The sequence below is a fragment of the Xanthomonas sp. NCPPB 2933 genome, assembly GCF_056725225.1.
Genome location: NZ_CM161518.1, coordinates 3,264,683 through 3,282,381 on the forward strand (window position 1 = coordinate 3,264,683; position 17,699 = coordinate 3,282,381).

Sequence of the window (17,699 nt, forward strand, 5' to 3'; positions counted from 1 at the left end):
TACTGCGGCGCCCCTCATCCGGCGCTTCGCGCCACCTTCTCCCGATGGGAGAAGGAAAATCTCACGCGCGCGCTTCCTTCAACAACTTGCCGCCCGCCTTCTTCTCGCGCGCGGCGCGCACGAAGCCGATGAACAGCGGGTGCCCGTCGCGTGGTGTGGACAGGAATTCCGGGTGCGCCTGGCAGGCCAGGAACCACGGGTGCGTCTCGCGCGGCAGCTCCACCATTTCCACCAGCGTGTCGTCCATCGACTTGCCGGAAATCACCAGGCCGGCATCTTCCAGCTGGGTGCGGTAGCGGTTGTTGAACTCGTAGCGATGACGATGCCGCTCTGCCACCACATCCTTGCCGTATACCTCGCGCGCCAGCGTGCCCGGCTTCAGGCGCTGCTCCTGCAGACCCAGCCGCATGGTGCCGCCCAGATCGGACTTCTCGTCGCGCTTTTCGACTTCGCCGGTGGCAGTGCGCCATTCGGTGATCAGGCCGATCACCGGGTGCGGCGACTGGCGATCGTTCTCGGTGCTGTTGGCCGCATCCAGATTGGCGACATGGCGGGCATAGTCCACCACCGCCGCCTGCATGCCGTAGCAGATACCGAAGTACGGCACCTTGTGCTCACGCGCGTACTTGGAAGTCTGCACCTTGCCTTCGAAGCCGCGATCGCCAAAACCGCCCGGCACCAGAATGCCATCGATGTCCTGCAAGGCGGCCATGTCGCTGCCTTCCAGATCCTGCGCTTCCAGCCACTTCAGATTGACCTTGGTGCGCTGGCGCAGGCCACCGTGCCGCAATGCTTCGGCCACCGACTTGTAGGCGTCCTGGTGATCGACGTACTTGCCGACCACCGCAATGGTGACTTCGTCCAGCGGATGCTTGACCGCATCCACCACCGCAGCCCATTCGGACAGATCGGCCGCGGCGACCTTGTCGCGCAGCTTGAACTGATCGATCACCAACTCGTCCAGGCCCTGGCGGCGCAGTTCCAGCGGCATGCCGTACAGCACGTCGATATCCGGGCAGCTGATCACCGCGCGCTCGGAGACGTTGGTGAACAACGCGATCTTGCGGCGTTCCGAATCCGGCACCGCCTGCTCGGAGCGGCACAGCAGTACGTCCGGCTGGATGCCGATCGAGCGCAGTTCCTTGACCGAATGCTGGGTCGGCTTGGTCTTCAACTCACCGGCAGCAGCGATGTACGGCACCAGGGTCAGATGCATGAACATGGCCTTTTCGGCGCCGCGCTCGGTGCGCACCTGGCGGATCGCTTCCAGGAACGGCAGCGACTCGATGTCGCCCACGGTGCCGCCGATCTCGATCAATGCGACATCGAAACCGGCCGTGGCCTCGTCGATGCAACGACGGATCTCGTCGGTGATATGCGGAATCACCTGCACGGTGGCGCCCAGATAATCGCCGCGACGCTCCTTGCGGATCACGTTCTCGTAGATCCGGCCGGTGGTGACGGAGTTCTTGCGCGAAAGACGCGTGCGCACGTAGCGCTCGTAGTGGCCCAGATCCAGATCGGTCTCGGCGCCGTCGTCGGTGACGTAGACCTCGCCATGCTGGAACGGGCTCATCGTGCCCGGGTCCACATTGATATACGGGTCCAGCTTCATCATCGTGACCTTCAGGCCACGCGCTTCAAGAATGGACGCAAGCGAAGCGGCCGCAATGCCCTTACCCAACGAGGACACTACGCCGCCTGTAACAAAAATCAGGGGGGTCATGGGGCTTGAAGCCTCCCGGAAAGCCATAGTTTAGCGGGTGACGGACGAATGCCCAAGGGTTGCGTGACGCCGCTGCGATCACGCAGTGACAAACGCGCGCCGCGTGGGCCGCAAATGCAGACGCCCCGACCTGGGCCGGGGCGTCTGTGGAGCAGATGACCGATGTGAAGCCTGCCGATGCGCAGCGCGATCAGCGCGCCGGCTTCTTTTCTTCCTCTTCCTCGGGCAGCGCGACATCGGCCTTGGGCTTCTGCGTGGCAGCGGCGGCACGGCGCTCTGCCTTGCGCTCGGCTTCGGTCTTGGCCTTGGCGTCGTCGGCCTTCTGCGCGGCAGCGCCCTGCCCGGTCTGCTGCGGAGCGGCCTGGGCCATGGCAGGAAGCGCCGCCACTGCGGCCGCACCCAGGGTGAGCATCAGAATGTGCTTGAACTTCATGGTGTCCTCCGGTTTCGGTGACATCCTCAGGTGGGGACGTTTGGTTCCGAATCCAACGCCAGGGTATCCAGCCGCACCCCGCCCTGCACTGAACGCCTGTCGCGTGCAAAAAAACGGTTCTGCCCCCACACTTGCGCGTCGTTTCACGTGCCAAGAGATGCATGAACACCCGTTATAACGCCGCCGATATTGAAGTGCTGTCGGGCCTGGACCCGGTCAAACGCCGTCCTGGCATGTACACCGACACTGCGCGCCCGAACCATCTGGCGCAGGAAGTGATCGACAACTCGGTCGACGAGGCGCTGGCCGGTCACGCCAAGCAGGTCGAAGTGACCTTGTTCAAGGACGGCAGCTGCGAGGTCTCCGACGACGGCCGCGGCATGCCGGTGGACATGCACCCGGAGGAGAAGATTCCCGGTGTGGAGTTGATCCTGACCCGCCTGCATGCCGGCGGCAAATTCAACAATCGCAACTACACCTTCTCCGGCGGCCTGCACGGCGTGGGCGTGAGCGTGGTCAATGCGCTGTCGACCAAGGTCGAGCTGTTCATCAAGCGCGAAGGCAGCGAGCACCGCATGGAGTTCCGCGACGGCATTGCCGCCTCCAAGCTGGAAGTAGTCGGCACCGTCGGCAAGAAGAACACCGGCACGCGGCTGCGCTTCTGGGCCGACCCGAAGTACTTCGACACGCCCAAGTTCAACGTGCGCGCGCTGCGCCATCTGCTACGCGCCAAGGCGGTGCTGTGCCCCGGGCTGACCGTCAAACTGCATGACGAAGCGACCGGCGAGCAGGACAGCTGGTACTTCGAAAATGGCCTGCGCGACTATCTGAAGGGCGAAATGGCCGAGCACGAGATGCTGCCGGCCGACCTGTTCGCAGGTAGCCTGAAGAAAGACACCGAGATCGTCGACTGGGCCGCGGCCTGGGTGCCGGAAGGCGAATTGGTACAGGAAAGCTACGTCAACCTGATTCCGACCGCGCAGCACGGCACCCACGTCAACGGCCTGCGTTCGGGCCTGACCGATGCGTTGCGCGAGTTCTGCGACTTCCGCAATCTGCTGCCGCGTGGGGTCAAGCTGGCGCCGGAAGATGTGTGGGACCGGGTCACCTTCGTGCTCAGCCTGAAGATGACCGACCCGCAGTTCTCCGGGCAGACCAAGGAGCGTCTGTCCTCGCGTCAGGCCGCCGGCTTCATCGAAGGCGCCGCGCACGACGCCTTCAGCCTGTATCTCAATCAGAACGTGGAGATCGGCGAGAAGATCGCGCAGATCGCCATCGATCGCGCCAGTGCGCGGTTGAAGACCGAAAAGCAGATCGTCCGCAAGAAGGTCACCCAGGGCCCCGCCCTGCCCGGCAAGCTGGCCGACTGCATCAGCCAGGACCTGTCGCGTACCGAATTGTTCCTGGTCGAAGGCGACTCGGCCGGCGGCTCGGCCAAGCAGGCGCGCGACAAGGATTTTCAGGCGATCCTGCCGCTGCGCGGCAAGATCCTCAACACCTGGGAAGTGGCCTCGGGCAGCGTGCTGGCGTCCGAAGAAGTGCACAACCTGGCGATCGCGATCGGCTGCGACCCGGGCAAGGACGACATCAGCGGGCTGCGCTACGGCAAGGTCACCATCCTGGCCGACGCCGACTCCGATGGTTTGCATATCGCGACCTTGTTGACTGCGCTGTTTCTCAGGCATTTCCCGGCATTGGTGGCCGCCGGCCATGTGTTCGTGGCAATGCCGCCGCTGTTCCGTGTGGACGTGGGCAAGCAGGTGTTCTACGCGCTGGACGAGGAAGAAAAGACCACGCTGCTGGACAAGATCGCGCGCGAGAAGATCAAGGGCCAGGTCAGCGTCACCCGCTTCAAGGGCCTGGGCGAGATGAATCCGCAGCAGCTGCGCGAATCGACCATTCACCCGGACACGCGCCGGCTGGTGCAGCTGACCATCGACGATGGCGAACAGACGCGTTCGTTGATGGATATGTTGCTGGCGAAGAAGCGCGCCGGCGATCGCAAGCAGTGGCTTGAGAGCAAGGGCGATCTGGCTTCGCTGGAAGTCTAAAAAATACGGAAAGGGTAAAAACATCGGAAGTTAAAGCCCCTCTCCCCTCGGGAGAGGGGTTGGGGTGAGGGTACGGGCAAAGCCTCGTGCAATTGAACATTGCGAGAGCTTCGCCCGTACCCTCATCCGCCCCTGCGGGGCACCTTCTCCCGATGGGAGAAGGGTGTGCTATCGGTTTTTTTCGGTAGACGCCGATTTTCAGCGGACTGCGCAAACCCCACCCCTTGGATCAGACCGCCACCTGCAGCCACACGTCGCTTCAAGCCAGCAGGCAAGCCACATCGGTCAACGCGACACACATGCCTTTATGCACATCCACCGAGCGCTGCCGGGGCCTAGCATCGTCGCTCCCCTGCTCGAACCTCGATCTCCATGCCCTCTTTTCTACGAGCCAGCCTGCTGGCCTGTGTCCTGCTCAGCGGGACGGCGCTGGCCGCTGCGCCAGATAAAAACGATAGTAAAAGCGACGCCAAAAGCGATGCAAAACCCGACGCAGCGGCATCCAAGCCTGCGCCGTTGCCGGCCGATGCCAGCGTGCGTCAGAGCACGCGCGTGGCCGGCCGGACGCTGAGTTACACCGCCACCGTCGGTACGCTGCCGGTACGCGACGCGCAAGGCAAGACCACCGGCGAGGTGGTATTCACTGCCTACACCGTGGATGGCAAGGACCGGCCAGTCACGTTCGCATTGAACGGCGGGCCCGGCGCGTCGTCGGTGTATCTGAACATGGGCGCGATCGGGCCGAAGGTGGTGGGTTTCGGCGCCGAAGGCGATAGCGCCTCGGCACCGGCCGCATTGCGCGACAATCCCGGCACCTGGCTGGACTTCACCGATCTGGTGTTCATCGACCCGGTCGGCACCGGCTTCAGCCGCTCCCTGATCGGCGACGACGAGGCCAAGAAGCAGTTCTACAACCCGCAGGCCGACGTGGAATACCTCTCGCGCGTGGTCTACGACTGGCTGCTAAAGAACCGTCGTCTGCAGGCGCGCAAGTACCTGGTCGGCGAAAGCTATGGCGGTTTCCGTGGACCGCGCATCACCCATTACCTGCAAACCCGGCTGGGCGTGGCGATGAACGGTGTGGTGCTGGTGTCGCCGTATCTCAATCCGACCCTGGACGACAACAGCGATGTGTCGCCACTGGCATGGATGATGACGCTGCCCTCGATCGCCGCCGCGCACCTGGAGCGCCAGGGCAAGCTCAGCGACAGCGCCATGCGCGAGGTGATCGATTACACCCGCGGCGACTACGCGGTGGCACTGATGAAAGGACGCACCGACCCGCAGGCCAGCGAGGCGATGCTGCAACAGGTCACGCGCATGACCGGGCTGGATACTGCCTATGTGCGGCGCTCCGGCGGACGCCTGGAAACGCAGGCGTATCTGCGCGAGGTGTTTCGCGACAAGGGCGAACTGGGCAGCCGTTACGACTCCAACGTGACTGCATTCGACCCGTTCCCGAACGATCCGGAGCAACGCGCCAACGACCCGTTGCTGGACAGCATCATCGCCCCGACCACCACCGCGATGGTGGACTTCGTCACCCGCGTGGTCGGCTGGAAGGTCGACGCGCGTTATCAGGCGCTCAATTACGACGTCAACAAGCTGTGGGACTGGAACGACGAACTGCGCAAGGGCGCGGTAACGCAACTGCGTCAGTCGGTGGCGATCGACCCGAAACTGCGCGTATTGATCGCGCACGGCTGGAACGATCTCTCCTGCCCGTTCATGGGCTCGGTGCTGACGGTGGATCAGATGCCGGCGATGGGCAACGACCCGAAACGTGTGCAGGTGCGCGAGTATCCGGGCGGCCACATGTTCTACAACCGCGCCGACAGCCAGACCGCATTCCGCAACGACGTCAAGGCGATGTACGAAACACGTTGAGCGCAAGCATCGCCAGCCGCACACGCGGCTGGCGATGCTGCAGGCCGGTTGCAGCAAGCGAATGCGCAGCAGTCGCAAAGCCACCGTGCCGAGCCGTTACTTTTCCCGGCCGCCGCGCATGCGTTGCTCCCGTCGAGATCTCCACGGCACCAGGCAACGTTGAAAATAAATCAGCCGCGCACACCAGGACGCACGCCGGCTTTTACGAATCTCGAATCTCGAATCTCGAATGAATCTCGAATCCCCACTCCCGGCTCACAACTCCCCGGGCAGCGTAGCCTTCACATTCCAGCCCAACCACTCGTAGACCCGATAGCGCGCAATGCCCAGATACTCGTGCAAGGCAACGTCGGCAACGGTGAAGTTGTAGCTCTGCGGCAACCAGGCCCAGGAGGCGGTCAACCAGTCCGAGCGCACCGGCGTGGCCTCGATGCCGAAGTGACGGAAGTAGAGTTCGGCGCGGCGCAGATGCGTGGCAGAGGACACCAGCACCACCCGATCGGCACGGTACTTGCGCAGCAACGGCTGGCTGAACTGCGCGTTCTGCCAGGTGTTCATGCTGGAGGGCTCCATGATCAGATCGGCCTGATCAATGCCTATCCCGATCAACACCTTTCGATACACCACCGCTTCGGACAGGCCCAGTCCGCGCGCGTCGCCGCCGCTGATCTCGATCTTGCAGTCGCCGCCATGCGCGCGGCATTGCCGATACAGCCGCGCCGACTCGACGATGCGGCCGTAAGCAAACATGTTCGCTTCGGCGGTGGCATCCGGGCCATCGGGCCGCACCGTGCCCGCGCCCAGCAACACGATCATGTTGCGCGCGCGCCAGTCGTTGAAATCGTTGACGCCGGTCTGTTGCAAGCCGTGCAGCATCCAGCTCGACAAGGGACCGCAACCGACCAGCAGCAGCAACGCCAACGTGGCCGCCGCCAGCGCGCGGGCGCTGCGCCGCCAGCGCCAGCGACCGATCAGCCAGGACAGCAGGAACAACACGCACACCAGCGCAAGCATCATCGGCGCGTTTTCCTCAGGCAGAACGCGTTAGAACATCAGTGTCGAACGGGATGACCTGCAACAGGACCACCCGCAATCAGCGCCGTATCGTCGCCGACCGAGGTGACCAGGCTACGACAGCACTCAGGTCCAGCCAAACCATTCGAAGCAACGCAGGATCAGATACGCCACGCCGCCAGCGGCCGGGATAGTCAAAATCCAGGCCCAGACGATGCGCTCGATCACGCCCAGCCGCAGCGAGCGTGGATTCTTGGCAAAACCCACGCCCATGATCGCAGTGGAAATGCTGTGCGTGGTCGATACCGGCATGCCGAAATGCGCGGCCACGGTGAGCACGGTCGCCGAGCTGGTTTCTGCGGCAAAGCCGTGGATGGGGTGCAGCTTGACCATCTTATGGCCGAGCGTCTTGATGATCTTCCAGCCGCCCGAGGCGGTGCCAGCGGCCATCACCACCGCGCAGGTCAGCACGATCCACATCGGGATGCCATCGCCGGCTCCAATGCCGGTACCCGGATGCAGGAAGCTCAACCAGCTCGGCAGATCGTCCAGTGCACCGGCCGACTGCGCGCCGATCAGGGTCATGGCGATGATGCCCATGGTCTTCTGCGCGTCGTTGTGGCCGTGCGCATACCCCATGTAGGCGGCCGAGGCGATCTGCGCCTTGCCGAAGAAGGCGTTGACCCAGCGCGGACGCGCCAGCCGGCCGATCGGCCCGCCGAGCTTGGCCATGCCGGCGATGATCGCCCACAGCAGCAGCATCACCACGATGCCGAGCAGGAAGCCAGCGATCGGCGAGGTGATCATCGGCACGAACACCTTCCACAACAGGCCCTTGTTCTTGGCCCAGTTGCCGATGTTCTCCGACCAGATCAGCGCGTCCCAGTTGTTGTGCGCCGCAGCCAGGCCGGCGCCGCACAGACCGCCGATCAAGGCGTGCGAGGACGACGACGGCAGGCCCTTCCACCAGGTGATCAGGTTCCAGATGATGCCGCCCAGCAGCGCGCACAGAATCACCTGCGGGGTGACCTCGACCACGTTGGTGTTGAGCAGGCCGGAAGCAATCGTCAGCGCCACGGCGGTGCCAGTGAGCGCGCCGATGAGGTTCATGCCGGCGGCCAGCATGACCGCCCAACCCGGCGACAACACCTTGGTGGCGACCACGGTAGCGATGGAGTTGGCGGTGTCGTGGAAGCCGTTGATGAACTCGAATACCAACGCCGCCAGGATCACCACCAGAACTAGGGTAAGCACGCGGCGACCTCAGCTGTTCTTCAGCACGATCTGGTACACCACCACCCCTGCCTCGCGGCAACGGTCGATGGCCTTTTCCAGAATCTCGAAGAATTCCTTGAGCAGGAACATCTGCAGCGTGTCCAGGCGGCCGGAATAGATGTCGCGATACAGCTCGAGCATCAGCCGGTCGGCTTCGTTTTCCAGCATGCGCAGCTTGTCGTTGAGCGCGGTCATGCGATCGATGTTCATCTGCGGCAGGTCAGTCACCATCTCCACCACGACAGCCGCAGCCTGTTCCAGCATCGCCGCGCGCGGCGCGAAGTCGATGTGCTCCAGATGCTTGGTGGCCAGCGAGTAGCGGTCGGCGAATTTCTCGACCTGCTTGGGGATCTTGTACAGCGCCGAACCCAACGCTTCGATGTCCTCGCGCTCGATCGGGGTCATGAAGCTATCCACCAGCGCTTGGCCGATCTTGTCCGAGGCGGCGCGTTCGCGCAGGCGGGCCAGCTTGAAGGCGTCCAGCGCGGGTTGGCGGTCGGACGTGCGCATCATGGCGTGCAAGGCCTTGGTGCTGTCGTAGGCGGCCTGCGCCGCTTCGTTCAGAAGCGCATAGAACTGCTTGCCGGAACCGAAGATGGTCTGCAACGAGAACATGGGTGAAGAACTTCCTGCCGTCGAGGGAGAGACGGACGCCGAGGGCGAATTATGACCGTTCCGTGACGTGTCTGGATATCTCGGTGCCTGGGGCGGCCTTCACATGCGCATTTCCCGGCTCGAACCACCCTGCGGTTTGCTAACATACTCGCGCGCCTTCGGGTGCACCCTATGGAAGACGACCCCCTACCCTCCCGTTGCCGCCCCGCCTTGTCGCGCGCCGGCCAACCTAGTGCTCGCCCGCCCTCCCCTTCACTGACCGGGGAAGACGCCCGTGGTTGAGTTTCTGATCGTTATCGCGCTGATTTTGTTGAACGGCTTCTTCGCCATGTCGGAGATGTCGCTGATGACCTCGCGCAAGAGCCGCCTGAAGCAGATGGCCGGCTCCAGCAAGCGCGCCGCGCGGGCCCTGGCATTGGCCGAAAGCCCGGAAAACTTTCTGTCCACGGTGCAGATCGGCATCACCTCGATCGGCATCCTGACCGGCCTGTTCGGCGGCGAAGCCATCGGCGAGGCCATCGGCGAGCGGCTGCAGCTGGCCTTCCCTGCGTTGTCGGCCACTTTCTCGCTGGTTGGCGAGCCCAAGCCGTATTCGGCGGTGATCGGCAGCACGCTGGCGGTGGCCTTGATCACCTTCCTGACGCTGATCTTCGGCGAACTGGTCCCCAAACGGCTGGCGCTGCGCAATTCCGAAGACATTGCCGGCGTGGTCGCGGTGCCGATGGCGTGGCTGGCAAAGATTGCCGCACCCGGCGTGTGGGTGCTGGCCCGCTCGACCCGGCTCGTGCTGCGCATGCTGGGCATGGGCAAGGACGAATCGGCATCGGTGACCGAAGAAGAGATCCGCATGCTGGTGGCCGAAAGCCACGAGGCCGGCGTGATCGACGCGCACGAGCGCGACATGATGAACCGGGTGATGCGGCTGGGCGACCGCACCGCCGACAGCCTGATGACGCCGCGTAACCGCATCGCCTGGCTGGATGCCAACGCCGAGCCGGAACGCAACCTGCAGATGATGCGCGAGCACGAATTCTCGCGTTACCCGGTGTATCGCGGCAGCGACCAGGACATTGCCGGCGTGCTGGAAGTCAAATCGCTGGTCACGCGCCTGGGCGGGCACGGCGAGAACCTGTTCCAGGCGCTGCGCGACACCTTGTTCGTCTCCGAATCCACGCATGCGATGAAGCTGCTGGAGATCTTCCGCGAAGAACAGCAGTCGATGGCGCTGGTGGTGGACGAATACGGCGAAATCCGCGGCCTGGTGACCATCAGCGACCTGATGGGCGCAGTGGTCGGCCGTCTGCAGGCGGTGGAAAACACCGACGAAGACGCGCTGGTGATCACGCGCGCCGACGGTTCGTTACTGATCGATGGCTCGCTGCCGGTGGAAGAACTGCGCGAAGTGCTGGGCGCCGAATTGCCCGAAGCCGACGAAGGCGATTACCACACGCTCGCCGGGCTGTGCATCTACTACTTCGGGCGCATTCCGCAGGCCGGCGAATTCTTCGATTGGGCCGGCTGGCGTATCGAGATCGTGGATCTGGATGGCGCGCGCGTGGACAAGCTGTTGCTGAGCCGCATCGGCGATGAGGACAGCGATGACATCGTCGGATAACGGCGCGCCGCCATCTGATGATTCCGGCGGCGAACACATGCGGTATCGCAACGAAGGCATCCGCAGCCTGCTGGCGGCCTTCAGCGAGGGCGACCCGAATCATGTGTTGCGTGTACGCGAGATTCTGGCCGATCTGCAGCAGAGCGCGTTCGGCGTGTTTCTGTTTCTGGCGATCCTGCCCTCTTTCATCCCGATTCCCGGCGTGGCCGGTGGCATCAGCGGGCCGCTGACGGTCCTGATCGGCGTGCAGATGATGTGCTGCCTGCGCAAGCCGTGGGTGCCGCGTTTCATCGGCGATCGTGGGCCGCGCCGCAGTACCAGCCAGCGTTTCGTTGCGCGGCTTGCACCGACGCTGCAGCGCCTGGACCGGCTGCTCAAGCCGCGTCTGCACGGCATGCTGGATCGTATTCCGGCGCAGGTGTTCACCGGCTTGCTGCTGGTACTGGTCGGCATCTTGCTGACGCTGCCGATCCCGTTTACCAACTACATTTTCGGCCTGATCCTGCTGTTGTTCGCGCTGGCCCTGCTGGAGCGCGATGGCGCCTTGCTGCTGGTGGGCTGGGCGGCGGCGCTGGTGTCGGTGGCGGTGTTCGGGGTCACTTCCGACCAGCTGCTGGATCTGGTGCGCGATTGGTGGCCGGTCGCCTGGCGCTGATGCGCGAGACGATCGGCACACCCGATCGGTCGCCGTTACTTCAGATCGACCACACGGTTGTCTGACAGGCTGCCCGTGTCGTCGGTGACTGCCGTCATCACGAAGTACAGCGCCTTGCCCAGCAGCCCGCTCGGGCCATCCCAATATTCGGCCGATTCGGCACGCACGTGGATCAGACGCAGATTGGGGTCGTCCTTGCCACCCGGAAAAAACACCTTCATTGCCGGCGACCAGAGTTCATCGATCTTGGCGCGGTCATTGACCACGCGTGCGGTACCGGCGACCGACACATAGCTGTTCTTCGACGCCGAGGCATACGCCACATTCACGCGCGGATCGGCGGCAATCTCTGCCACCTTCGGGCTATCTGCAGCGGTGGCGAACCACAGGTCGCCATCGAACTCGACTTCCTGCGTGCCCAACGGCCGGCTCACCAACTTGCCGTCGGCCGAGACGGTGGTGAACATCGCAATGTCCACGCCGCGGATCAATTCCGCCAACTGCTTGATGCTCTCGCTGCGTTGCTGAAGGTGCATGCTGGTCTTCCCAATGGATGTGCACACATCTGAGCGGATCGCCGCGCAAAGCGACGTGAATCACGCAGTGGTCACGTCCAGTTCGCGGCAGGCGATGGCGGCGATTTCGAACGAGCGCAGACGCGCGGCATGGTCGTAGATGTTGGCGGTGAACAACAGCTCGTCCGGCGTGTGGCGGTCGATGAACTCGGCCACGCCCTGCGCGATCTGCTCGGCATCGCCCAGCACCGTGCAGGCCAACGCGCGCTCCACACCGGCACGTTCGTGCGGCTGCCAGAAGCTGTCGATATCGTCGATCGGCGCGGGAATCTTGCCCGGCTTGCCGCGACGCAGGTTCACGAAACTCTGCTGCTGGGTGGTGAACAGGCGGCGCGCCTGCGCCTCGGTCTCGGCGGCCACCACGTTCAAGGCCAGCATCACGTGCGGCTTGGCCAACTGTGCGGACGGGCGGAACTCGCGGCGGTAGATCGCCACGGCTTCGTCCATCGCATCGGGTGCGAAGTGCGAGGCGAACGCGAACGACAGGCCCATCGCTGCGGCCAGGCGTGCACTGAACAGGCTGGAGCCCAGCAACCACACCGGTACGTCCAGCCCGGCGCCCGGCACTGCCTGCACCAGTTGGCCCGGCACCGCCGGTGCGAAGTAGCGCAGCAGCTCGGCCACGTCCTGCGGGAAGTGATCGGCACTGTCGAAATAGCGGCGCAAGGCGCGCGCGGTGGGCTGGTCGGTACCGGGCGCGCGGCCCAGGCCCAGGTCGATGCGCTTGGGATACAACGACGCCAGCGTGCCGAACTGTTCGGCCACCTGCAGCGGCGCATGATTGGGCAGCATGATGCCGCCGGCGCCGACGCGGATGGTCTTGGTGCCACCAGCCACATGACCGATCAGCACCGCAGTGGCGGCGCTGGCGATGCCTGGCATGTTGTGGTGCTCGGCCAACCAATAACGCTGATAGCCCCAGCGCTCGGCGTGCTGGGCCAGATCGAGCATGTTGGCGAAGGCGTGTGTGGTGTCGCTGCCTTCGCAGACCGGCGCCAGGTCGAGCACGGAAATGGGCGTCATCGGATGACTCCGGGGAATGAATGATGTGCAAGAGATGGGGCTGGCCGGCCGGCATTGCTACCCGCTCAGGTGGCGCTGAGGGGATTACAGCATTCCAGTGGTCGAACAGCGGGGATGGTTTATGGAGGCGTTACTCCCTTCTCCCCTGGGGAGAAGGTGCCCCGCAGGGGCGGATGAGGGTACGTGCGAAGCCTCGTGTGCTCAACTATTGCTAGGGCCTCGCCCCCGCTCCGCGCCCCGGCCCGTGCTTGCGGCGCGGGCGCTCCAAGACAAGCACGCCAGTGGCGCGCAAGCCGTGCCTTCTCGCCCCGCAGGAGAGGGGCTTTTAGAGGGGCTTTTAGATGCCTGTGGCTGCTGGTGCGCGAATGCGTTGAGCGCGCCGCGAAGCACAGCTACTGACCCGTCAGATGGCTGGCTATGATGAATGCCGAACTGACCGCGCTGCATGACAATGGCTTTGACCGCTCCGCTTGACCCTGCTTCCGGCGCTGCGCAGATCGCGGCGCGCATCGATCGGCTGCCGGCCAGTGCCACGCTGTGGCGGCTGGTCGGCTTGCTCGCGCTGGGCGGATTTTTCGAGTTGTACGATCTTTTCCAGACCGCGTACATCAGCCCCGGGCTGATCCGCGATGGCATTTTCGCCAGCGGTGCGGATGGTGTGTTCGGCATGTCCGACCAGGCCGCGTTTGCGGCGGCGACCTTTCTGGGGCTGTTTGTCGGCGCCGCATTGCTGAGTCCGTTTGCCGATCGTTTTGGGCGCAGGCTGGTCTTTACGTTCGCGTTGATCTGGTACACCGCTGCCACTATGGCGATGGGCCTGCAAAGCACTGCCACCGGCGTCATCGTGCTGCGCTTTGTGGTGGGGATCGGGTTAGGCATCGAGCTGGTCACTATCGACACCTACCTGTCCGAATTGGTGCCGCGGCATATGCGTAGCGCCGCATTTGCGTTTGCGTTCTTCGTGCAGTTTCTGGCGGTGCCGGCAGTGGCGCTGACCGCCTGGCTGCTGGTGCCGCATGCACCGCTAGGGGTGAGCGGCTGGCGTTGGGTGGTATTGCTGAGTGGCGTGTTTGCGCTGGCGATCTGGTGGCTGCGCAGCCGTTTGCCGGAATCGGCACGTTGGTTGGCGGCGCAAGGACGCCATGCCGAAGCGGACGCGGTGCTGATCCAACTGGAGGCGCGCTGCGAACGCGATCTGGGCGCGCCATTGGCCATGCCGCAGCAGGTGGCGGTGCCGTTGGCACACAGCGACACGCAGGCATCGCTGTTATGGCGAGCGCCCTATCGCGGGCGCATCGGCATGCTGGTGGTGTTCCATATCTTTCAGGCGATCGGCTTCTTCGGTTTCGGCAATTGGCTGCCGGCACTGATCTCGGCGCAAGGCACCGGCGTGACCAAGAGCCTGGGCTATTCCTTTGCGATCTCGCTGGCCTACCCGTTGGCACCGCTGCTGTTGTTGCGGTTTGCGCAGCGCTGGGAAAACAAGTGGCAGATCACCGCATCGGCGTTGGGCGCGGTGCTGTTTGGCGTGCTGTTTTCGCAGCAGCATCAGGCGACCGGCATGGTGGTGTGCGGGGCGATGATTGCGTTCTGCAATGCCTGGATGAGCTTCGCTTATCACGGCTACCAGGCCGAGCTGTTCCCCACCGAATTGCGCGCGCGTGCAGTAGGGTTCTGTTATTCCTTCAGCCGTCTTTCCACCGCCGTGAGCAGCGTGCTGATCGGTTGGCTGCTTGCCCAGGTCGGCAGCCATGGCGTGCTGGCGTTTATCGTCATCAGCATGTCGATCGTGGCGAGCGTGATTGCGCTGTTCGGGCCGCGTACGCGCAATCGTGCGCTGGAAGAAATTGCCGGTTAATCCCGGTGCCGACGCAATTGAACTGCGCAGCGATTACGCGCGCGAGCTCGCAACTGCATCGACTTTGGCAGCTGCCTGCGCAGCAAGCACGACGCCGAGCGCAACCGTGCGATCTGCCACCGCCGCCAAGCTGGTGCGGTGCGAGACCACCACCAATACCGTCTGCGGCAGACGCTGCCGCAACATGCATAACACCTGATGTTCGGCATCCGCGTCCAGCGCACTGGTGGCTTCGTCCAGCACCGCCAAGGTCGGTTTGCGCAACAGCACTTGCGCCAACAACAAGCGCTGCGATTCGCCACCGGACAGGCGTCCCTCCGGGCCGTTGATCGGCGTGTCCAGACCTTGCCCGTCGCGCTGTAGGCGCGCGCTCAAGCCGACATCGCCCAACACCTCCCACATGCGTGCATCCGCTGTGCCGGGCAGCGCCCAGTCCAGACAATTGCGCACGCTGCGCTGCCATGGCCGCACGCCCTGGCCGATGTAGGCGCTATGCCGAACCAATGCGCGATACGCGCCGAAATCCAGCCGGCGTCCGGCCATATGCGCGGTGAACTGTGCGGGCGGGGTTTGCCCGGAAAGCACATCCATCAGACTGCTCTTGCCGATACCGGACGGCCCGACGACCAAGGTCATTTCGCCCGGCAGCAGAATCATCGGACCCAGATCGAGCCTGGGCAGCGGCGGTGCCAGGCCGATGTGTTCGATATGCAGCGCTGCCGGCAATGGCACTGCCGTCTCGGCCGATGCCTGCGCACGCGTGGTACCGAGTTCCACATAGCGCCGCCACAACTGCAGCGCCGGCCAGGCCGAGCGCAGTTGCTGCACGCTTTGCCGCGTGGTGACCAGATACGGCAGCAAGCGCCCGAGCAGCAGGCTGACGGTGATCAGCGCGGCGCGGTCGGCGCCCTGCCAGAGATTGGCCAGCACCAGAATGCCGGCGATCGCGGCCACGGCAGTGAGTTCGAGCACCAAGCGGCTACCCGCCACCAGCTCCTGCTGTTGTGCATAGCCCTGCCCCAGCCGCGTGGAAATGCGCTCGTAATGGCGGCTTTCGACATCTTCGCGCTGGAACGAGCGCACATGCCGCAGGCGACGCGGGAAGTCTTCGCTCAACCAGAACAACTGCGTCATATCGGCCACGTAGTCGCGGCTGATGCGTGCCTGCCTGTCGCTGCTGGAGATGCGCAAGCCCAACCAGGCCAGGGCGAGCAGCAACGGCATCGCCATCACTAACGCGGGTGCGATCAGCACGGCAATGCAGATGCTCACCAGCGCCGTCATGCCGGCCACCAATAGCTGCAGCACCGCGCTGAAACCTTGTGTGGCGATTTCGATGTTGTAGGTGAGCACGTTGGCGATTTCTGCCGAACTGGCACCGGACAAGGCTGGCAGCGGTGCGTCGATCAGTGCGGCATGCACGCGGCGGCGCAGCCCGATTGCGTAGCGGCTGGTCAGCCGTGCGGCCAGCCGCGCGCTATGCCATCGCAGTGCGGCAAATACCAGGCTGACGCCGGCAAACAGCGCCGCCTGCATCGCCAGACCATCAGGCAACGCCAGCCGATAGCCGGCCAACTGCACGCCATGGCCAGGCTGCACCAAGGGGACCAAGCAGACCGCCACGATGCTGCCGGCCAATGCAGCCGCCAGCGACAGGGCGACATAGAGCGCAATGGTTGGCAGGTCTGCAGGCACCAGCGTGCCGACGAACGTGCGCAAGCTGGCACGCCTACGATCGCGGGGGATGGAGGTCTGCATCTCAGTGATGCATGTCGTGCGAGAGGCGCTTCGGCACGCTGGCAGGCGTATGGATCACACCACAACGCACCGGCATCTGCGCCCTCATCGCAGCAACTGCAGCAGTGCATCCACCGATGCCTGTGGATGCGCGCCGCGCCGCAGCGTGAACATGCCCACGCGCTGCACCTGTTCGACAAAGCGCTGCCACCCCGGTTGACCGGCGGCGTAAGGTTGATCGCGCGCCAGACACTCGGCAATCTGCTCGGCCGGCGTTGGCAGCAGACGCTGCGCCGACGTGCTGGCAGGTGTGCCGGACAGCATCACCACAGCGCACAGCTGCAAGGGCGTGCGCGCCAGCTGTGCACGGCCATGGCGGATATCGATCTCGAACTTCTCCACACCACTGCGGCGACGGATGGTCGGCGATGCGCTGATCCACGCGCGAGTGTCTGCATCGACCAAGCCAAGCGCGTCCGAGCGCAGATGCAGGAAGTTGGCAACGCCGGTGGTCAGCAAACTTTCCGGCGCAACGAACACGCCGTCTTCGGCAATGAAGTCCAGCCCATGCAGCAAGCTGTGCAGCGCCAGCGTCGACTTGCCCGCGCCGCTGGCGCCGAGCAGCAACACGCTGCGTCCGTGCCGGCCCACGCAGGCACCATGCAGCGGCACCAACGCCATGCCACGCGCGGCGAGCAGGAACACCGCAAATTCGATCAGCTCATAACGCACGTGATAGGCGTGGGTGAGCATGTCCTCGGAGACCACCAGCATGGCGCGACGCTCGGGCACCGACAGCATCAGGTAATTGCAGGCATCCATGACGCCGCACAGCAAGCCACCGCTTGCGTGCGTGCGCACCGGTGGCGGTTCTGCGCTCGATGGCGCCTGGCCACGCGGCACCAGATCCAGCGTGATATGGAATTCCGGCGCAGCCGGCAGGCGATGCGCGGGCAAGCCTGCATAGGCGGCATCCACCAACGCCAGCAACGCCTCGCTGTCGCTCTGGAAATGAAACAGCGCGCCGAGAATCTGCCGGCGCACGACGAAGCGACGCGCACTGCGCTCGCCGAACGGGTCTGCAGGCGATAGCGCATTGCCGGGCGCCGCCAAGCGTGCGGTATCGCTCACTGGCAGGAGTTCCGCCAACGCGGCCGAGTGCGGCATGCCTTCCATCCATTGCATCAATCAGCCGGTGGGTGCCGATCCGTTGCTGAAAGGTTGCATCGCTGCCA

General features: G+C 64.3%; 14 protein-coding genes. 5 read left to right on the forward strand and 9 right to left on the reverse strand.

Going from position 1 to position 17,699, the window contains the following annotated elements; all coding sequences use genetic code 11:
* Positions 1–61: 61 nt before the first annotated feature.
* Positions 62–1,726 (reverse strand): CTP synthase, encoded by a 1,665-nt coding sequence (locus AC1PLU_RS13300; protein WP_023903735.1) that lies wholly within the window; start codon positions 1,724–1,726, stop codon positions 62–64.
* Between the two features lie 190 nt (positions 1,727–1,916).
* Complete coding sequence (locus AC1PLU_RS13305; protein ID WP_481106463.1) at positions 1,917–2,159, reverse strand: hypothetical protein; 243 nt, start codon at positions 2,157–2,159, stop codon at positions 1,917–1,919.
* A 161-nt stretch (positions 2,160–2,320) separates the two neighbouring features.
* On the opposite strand from AC1PLU_RS13305, the gene parE reads away from it, so the two are divergent.
* Positions 2,321–4,210, forward strand: a complete 1,890-nt coding sequence (gene parE, locus AC1PLU_RS13310; protein WP_074057659.1) for a DNA topoisomerase IV subunit B — start codon at positions 2,321–2,323, stop codon at positions 4,208–4,210.
* A gap of 372 nt (positions 4,211–4,582) precedes the next feature.
* A complete protein-coding gene (locus tag AC1PLU_RS13315) occupies positions 4,583–6,097 on the forward strand; it encodes a S10 family peptidase (RefSeq protein ID WP_481106464.1) in 1,515 nt (504 codons plus the stop codon).
* A gap of 255 nt (positions 6,098–6,352) precedes the next feature.
* On the opposite strand, the gene AC1PLU_RS13320 is transcribed toward AC1PLU_RS13315, so the two are convergent.
* From AC1PLU_RS13320 to AC1PLU_RS13330, 3 genes are all read right to left on the reverse strand, one after another.
* Positions 6,353–7,114 (reverse strand): YdcF family protein, encoded by a 762-nt coding sequence (locus AC1PLU_RS13320; protein WP_481106465.1) that lies wholly within the window; start codon positions 7,112–7,114, stop codon positions 6,353–6,355.
* 123 nt (positions 7,115–7,237) lie between these two features.
* A complete protein-coding gene (locus AC1PLU_RS13325; RefSeq protein ID WP_104549334.1) occupies positions 7,238–8,365 on the reverse strand; it encodes an inorganic phosphate transporter in 1,128 nt (375 codons plus the stop codon).
* A gap of 9 nt (positions 8,366–8,374) precedes the next feature.
* Positions 8,375–9,001 (reverse strand): DUF47 domain-containing protein, encoded by a 627-nt coding sequence (locus tag AC1PLU_RS13330; RefSeq protein ID WP_006452783.1) that lies wholly within the window; start codon positions 8,999–9,001, stop codon positions 8,375–8,377.
* A gap of 274 nt (positions 9,002–9,275) precedes the next feature.
* Between AC1PLU_RS13330 and AC1PLU_RS13335 the strand changes: the two genes are divergently transcribed.
* Positions 9,276–10,616: a hemolysin family protein gene (locus AC1PLU_RS13335; protein ID WP_481106466.1), complete on the forward strand. Its 1,341-nt coding sequence runs from the start codon at positions 9,276–9,278 to the stop codon at positions 10,614–10,616.
* The gene (locus tag AC1PLU_RS13340) at positions 10,600–11,271 is read left to right on the forward strand and encodes an exopolysaccharide biosynthesis protein (RefSeq protein ID WP_023903729.1); all 672 of its coding nucleotides are present in this window, start codon (positions 10,600–10,602) and stop codon (positions 11,269–11,271) included. Before AC1PLU_RS13335 ends, AC1PLU_RS13340 begins: the two co-directional genes overlap by 17 nt.
* Before the next feature lie 35 nt (positions 11,272–11,306).
* Here AC1PLU_RS13340 and AC1PLU_RS13345 read toward each other — a convergent pair whose 3' ends face one another.
* Both AC1PLU_RS13345 and AC1PLU_RS13350 read right to left on the reverse strand, forming a co-directional pair.
* The gene (locus tag AC1PLU_RS13345) at positions 11,307–11,807 is read right to left on the reverse strand and encodes a pyridoxamine 5'-phosphate oxidase family protein (protein WP_006452786.1); all 501 of its coding nucleotides are present in this window, start codon (positions 11,805–11,807) and stop codon (positions 11,307–11,309) included.
* 60 nt (positions 11,808–11,867) lie between these two features.
* Entirely contained in the window at positions 11,868–12,869 is a 1,002-nt protein-coding gene (locus AC1PLU_RS13350; protein ID WP_481095232.1) for an LLM class flavin-dependent oxidoreductase, read from the reverse strand.
* 445 nt (positions 12,870–13,314) lie between these two features.
* On the opposite strand from AC1PLU_RS13350, the gene AC1PLU_RS13355 reads away from it, so the two are divergent.
* The gene (locus AC1PLU_RS13355; protein WP_481095233.1) at positions 13,315–14,727 is read left to right on the forward strand and encodes an MFS transporter; all 1,413 of its coding nucleotides are present in this window, start codon (positions 13,315–13,317) and stop codon (positions 14,725–14,727) included.
* A 33-nt stretch (positions 14,728–14,760) separates the two neighbouring features.
* On the opposite strand, the gene AC1PLU_RS13360 is transcribed toward AC1PLU_RS13355, so the two are convergent.
* On the reverse strand, positions 14,761–16,485 hold the full coding sequence (locus tag AC1PLU_RS13360) for an ATP-binding cassette domain-containing protein (RefSeq protein ID WP_481095234.1): 1,725 nt from the start codon (positions 16,483–16,485) through the stop codon (positions 14,761–14,763).
* 84 nt (positions 16,486–16,569) lie between these two features.
* Positions 16,570–17,631, reverse strand: coding sequence for a phosphoenolpyruvate carboxykinase (ATP) (locus AC1PLU_RS13365; RefSeq protein WP_481095235.1), 1,062 nt, complete (start codon positions 17,629–17,631; stop codon positions 16,570–16,572).
* Positions 17,632–17,699: the final 68 nt, after the last annotated feature.

Coding starts and splice junctions, on each gene's coding strand:
- AC1PLU_RS13300 (WP_023903735.1), bottom strand. CDS start 1,726: ATGACCCCCCTGATTTTTGTTACAGGCGGCGTAGTGTCCTCGTTGGGT.
- AC1PLU_RS13305 (WP_481106463.1), bottom strand. CDS start 2,159: ATGAAGTTCAAGCACATTCTGATGCTCACCCTGGGTGCGGCCGCAGTG.
- parE (WP_074057659.1), top strand. CDS start 2,321: ATGAACACCCGTTATAACGCCGCCGATATTGAAGTGCTGTCGGGCCTG.
- AC1PLU_RS13315 (WP_481106464.1), top strand. CDS start 4,583: ATGCCCTCTTTTCTACGAGCCAGCCTGCTGGCCTGTGTCCTGCTCAGC.
- AC1PLU_RS13320 (WP_481106465.1), bottom strand. CDS start 7,114: ATGATGCTTGCGCTGGTGTGCGTGTTGTTCCTGCTGTCCTGGCTGATC.
- AC1PLU_RS13330 (WP_006452783.1), bottom strand. CDS start 9,001: ATGTTCTCGTTGCAGACCATCTTCGGTTCCGGCAAGCAGTTCTATGCG.
- AC1PLU_RS13340 (WP_023903729.1), top strand. CDS start 10,600: ATGACATCGTCGGATAACGGCGCGCCGCCATCTGATGATTCCGGCGGC.
- AC1PLU_RS13345 (WP_006452786.1), bottom strand. CDS start 11,807: ATGCACCTTCAGCAACGCAGCGAGAGCATCAAGCAGTTGGCGGAATTG.
- AC1PLU_RS13350 (WP_481095232.1), bottom strand. CDS start 12,869: ATGACGCCCATTTCCGTGCTCGACCTGGCGCCGGTCTGCGAAGGCAGC.
- AC1PLU_RS13355 (WP_481095233.1), top strand. CDS start 13,315: ATGACAATGGCTTTGACCGCTCCGCTTGACCCTGCTTCCGGCGCTGCG.
- AC1PLU_RS13360 (WP_481095234.1), bottom strand. CDS start 16,485: ATGCAGACCTCCATCCCCCGCGATCGTAGGCGTGCCAGCTTGCGCACG.
- AC1PLU_RS13365 (WP_481095235.1), bottom strand. CDS start 17,631: ATGCCGCACTCGGCCGCGTTGGCGGAACTCCTGCCAGTGAGCGATACC.